Genomic DNA, 4216 nt, shown 5'->3' with positions numbered 1-4216 from the left:
GCCGCTGTGCACATCGCCGGGATCGACAGGCGGCCCGTGTTGAGCGTCGTCAGCGCGATCTTCAACCCGGCGCCGACCTTCCCGAGCACCGCCGAACGCGGCACCCGTACGCCGTCGAACCGCGTCACGCCGTTCTCCAGCCCGCGCAGGCCCATGAACGAGTTGCGCCGCTCGACCGTGATCCCGGGCGAGTCGGCCTCCACGACGAAGGCGGTGATCCCGCCCCGCTCGGTCTCGGTCTTCGGGACCCGGGCCATCACGACCAGCAGCTCGGCGACGACGCCGTTCGTGGTCCAGAGCTTGACGCCGTCGAGGACGAACCCGGCGCCGTCCGGCGCCGCCGTCATCCGCAGGCGGGCGGGGTCGGAGCCGACGTCCGGCTCGGTGAGCAGGAACGCGCTGATGGCGCCGCGGGCGCAGCGCGGCAGGTACTCGCGCTTCTGCTCGTCGCTGCCGAACAGCTTCAGCGGCTCCGGGACGCCGATCGACTGGTGGGCGCTGACCAGCGCGCCGACGCTTGGGTGCACGCTCGCGACGATCTCGAGGGCCCGGTTGTAGTAGACGTGGCTCAGCCCGAGGCCGCCGTACTCCCGCGGAATCTTGATCCCGAACGTGCCCAGCTCGGCGAGCCCCTTCACGACCTGGTCGGGAATCCGGTCCTCACGCTCGATGACGGCGCCGTCGCACTCGGACTCGCAGAATGACCGCAGCCTGCCCAGGTACGCCTCACCGCGGCGGGTGTCCTCGGGGGATGACGTCGGGTGCGGATGGATCAAGTCGAGCCGGAACCGGCCGAGATACAGCTCCCTGGCGAACGACGGCTTGCGCCATTCCGTCTCGCGGGCGGCCTCGGCGACCGCCCTCGCCTCACGCTCGGAAACGTGGCCCGTCGGTGTGCCCGTCGTCTGGTGCGTCATGCCGGCCGCCTCCCCGCCATGAACTCCTCGCCGGGCGCACCGGAGCATCACACCGGGCAGCTCCTCGCTACGGCGCGGAATTCCAAAACAGGCTCTCAGTGTGCCGCCCGAGTGGCGCTCTAGCCAAGGCTGAACGGGATGAATGGGGCATTGCTCGGCGCGGGCTCCCAGGTGAGTTCGGGCACGTCCCCAGTCTTCCGGAGGCAGTTCCGCAGGCAGCATGGATGTCCGCATCACCCTCCGCCGCATCACCCTCCGCCGCATCACCCTCCGCCGACCGGCTGTGACAGGCGCCCGGACCCGCCCGGCCGAGGGCGGACGTAGCCCGGGACGGGTCGGGCGTGTCATATTTCGCCGAGGGTCGCCGGACACGGCCTTGGGACACGCCCTCGAAGGGCTCCGATCGACGGGGCATCGCCCCGACAGGCTCTGAGGTGAACTGGTGGCGCAACCGGTGAAGACCGGCGCGGGGAGAGACCCGCGGAGCGAGTCGCGCGCGGCGGTCATCCGTGAGTCCATCCTGCAGGCGGCGCATTCCCTCTTCATCATGGGTGGGTACGCCGCCACCACCGATCGCGACATCGCGGTCGCGGCGGGGGTCCCGGTCGCCGCGGTCGGGGAGCTCGTCGGCGAGAAGCCGGAGATCATGCTGGCGCTGCTGGAGCGCGCGGTCACCGGCGGCTCCGACGACGGGCAGGGCCCCGGGGGCGAGCCGGCCGGCCAGTCGCAGCTTCCGGTCACGGCCCGGCAGAAGATCGAGACGTACGCGGCCGCCATGCGGCAGATCCAGCCTCGCATCGCGCCGCTGGTCGCGGTCCTCAAGGACGCCGCCGCCTCCGACCAGCGATGCGCGCAGATGTGGCGCGGCATCGCCGACCAGCGGGCCTCCAACCTGCGCCAGTACGCCGCCGACCTGAGGACCACCGGCGGGCTGCGTGCCGACCTCAGCGACGAGGACGTCGCCGACTTTCTCTGGTCGATGAACGCCCCCGAGTTCTACCTGCTCCTGGTGGAGCGGGGCTGGACGCCGGATCGCTACGAGCGGCTGATCGTCGACGTCTGCACTCGCACCCTGCTCACGCTCGGGCCGATGATGAACTGATCCGCCTGATGCCTGTGAAACCTGATGCCTGTGAAACAGGACCAAACGTTGCGGTTCCCGGGCCGGGACGGGAGACAATCGCGCCATGCGCCAGATCGGCTCCGCCTACGTTCTGCACGAGCAGATCGGTCGTGGTGCCACCGGCCAGGTGTACCGGGGGATCACGATCCGCGGTGGCCAGCCGGTCGCCATCAAGATCCTTCGCCCCGAGCTCGCCGACCAGGATGACGTCGTCACGCGGTTCGTCCGCGAGCGCTCGATCCTGACCGGCCTGCGCAGCCCGCACCTCGTGCAGGTCCGCGACCTCGTGCTCGAGGGTGACACGCTCGCGATCGTCATGGACCTCGTGAACGGGGTCGACCTGCGACGCTACCTGGGCGGACCCGAGCCCCTTCCGCCGGACGAGGCGGTGGACCTCATCGTGCAGGTGCTCCAGGCGCTGACCGTGGTGCACCGGGGCGGGATCGTCCACCGCGACCTCAAGCCGGAGAACGTCATGGTCGAGGACGACGGCGTTCGCCGCCGCGTCCTGCTGACCGACTTCGGCATCGCCCGGCTCAGCTTCGGGTCCGCGCTGACGCGGATGAGCAGCATCGTCGGCACGCCGACGTACCTGGCCCCCGAGCTCGCCGAGCACGAGCACGCCAGCCCCTCCGCCGACATCTACAGCGCGGGGATCGTGCTGTACGAGCTGCTCGCCGGCCGGCCGCCGTTCGAGGCGCCGCACCCGGTGGGGCTGCTGCGGGCGCACCTGGAGCAGGAACCGCCCCCGATCGAGGGCGTGCCCGACGCCCTGTTCGCCGTCGTCCGGTGGATGCTCGCCAAGGATCCGGACTCCCGCCCGCACAGCGCGCCGGTGGCCGCCGCCGCGCTGTCCAACGCGGTTACCGGCGGGCCGGTGTCCGCGGCGCTCCAGGCGCCGGCGCCGGCGCCTGGCGTAGCAGCGGCGACTCAACCGGCGGCGAGGGCGGCGGCGGGCGCGGTCTCCGGGCGGCCTCGGGGGTCCTCACCTCCGGAGCCTTCTCCGGAACCGTCCTCGGGGCTGCCGTCCGGCTCGGTCGCGGTTCCGCCGCGAACCGGTGGGTCGTCATGGCGTCAGGCTGCACGGTCGGTGGGCCCCGTCGCGCCGCCGGACCTGGTCGAGCGGTCGCACATGGACACCGTGACGGTCAGCGCACCCGCCCCGGAGCGCCGCCGCGCCGCGCCGCCCCGCGACCCCGGCCCGGCGGAACACCCGGCGGAACACCCGGCGGACGACGAGGCGTCCCCGGCGTACCCCGCGTACCCCGCCGAGCCGGAGGAGCAGCGCCGGAGCCGGCTCCCCGTCGTCGCCGTGCTGCTGGTGGTGGCCATCGTCCTCGCCGGTGCCGGGTCGTACGCGGTCGCCTCCGTGCTCCGCGACGGCGGATCCGGGGCGGGTGACGGCGTCACGGTCTCGTCGGGCCGCCTGCAAGCGGTGACGGGTCTGACAGCGGTGCGTGACGGCATCGCGATCGAGGTTTCCTGGAACCCGGTCGAGGACGCCTCCCGGTACGTCGTGTACCGGGACGCGGGCGGCGACCGGGAGAAGTCGGAGACGGTGTCCGGCACCAACTTCACCGACCGGCCCGGTGACGCAGCAACGCACGCGTACACGGTGGCGGCGGTCGACTCGGCCGGTGCCGCGGGCACCATGAGCGCCGGGGTGAAGCAGAAGGCGGTGGCGCCGTGGGGTGCGGTCCAGGACCTCGCCAGCACCTGGCCGACCGTCGTTCCCGGCACGCCGCAGGCGCAGGGGGCCTACGGGCAGTCCTGCGCCGAGCGGCCGACGATCAGCGACTTCTCCAACGGCAAGATCCTTTGCAGCTTCCCCTCGGGGATCACGCTCGTCATCCTCAGGTACCCCTCCGCCGAGGCCCGGGCCGACCGCGCGTCGCAGGTGGAGGCCGAGGAGGGCGGCACCCGCTCGCCGTGGAAGGCGACCAGCCAGGACGGCGCCGTCACGCGCAGCGGGCAGGTCTACGTGGGGCCGGCCGACGACGACACCCCCTGGCGCTGGTGGAGCTTCGACGACGAGCCGGTCTATTCGATGTACGCCAGCTGGGAGGGCCACTCACAGCAGGAACTCGCGGCGTGGTGGAAGTCGCGGCTCCCATTCTGACCTGACCTGACCTGACCGGGGGCCTGGCAGGGGCGACCGCCTCCCGGGTTTACCAGG

At 72.3% G+C, this 4216-nt stretch carries 3 protein-coding genes; 2 read left to right on the top strand and 1 reads right to left on the bottom strand.

Annotated features, from left to right (window positions below; all coding sequences use genetic code 11):
- The coding region (locus AC08OU_RS23145) for an acyl-CoA dehydrogenase family protein (RefSeq protein ID WP_476605796.1) at nt 1-917 on the bottom strand (917 nt) is incomplete at its 3' end.
- Between the two features lie 442 nt (nt 918-1359).
- Between AC08OU_RS23145 and AC08OU_RS23140 the strand changes: the two genes are divergently transcribed.
- Both AC08OU_RS23140 and AC08OU_RS23135 read left to right on the top strand, forming a co-directional pair.
- Nucleotides 1360-2019, top strand: a complete 660-nt coding sequence (locus AC08OU_RS23140) for a TetR family transcriptional regulator (protein WP_476605795.1) — start codon at nt 1360-1362, stop codon at nt 2017-2019.
- A gap of 85 nt (nt 2020-2104) precedes the next feature.
- On the top strand, nt 2105-4159 hold the full coding sequence (locus tag AC08OU_RS23135; RefSeq protein WP_476605794.1) for a serine/threonine-protein kinase: 2055 nt from the start codon (nt 2105-2107) through the stop codon (nt 4157-4159).
- Nucleotides 4160-4216: the final 57 nt, after the last annotated feature.

The sequence above is a fragment of the Frankia sp. CcMO1 genome, assembly GCF_977945845.1.
Note: the sequence above shows the minus strand (reverse complement) of the source record. Positions and strands in the feature narration are given on the sequence as shown.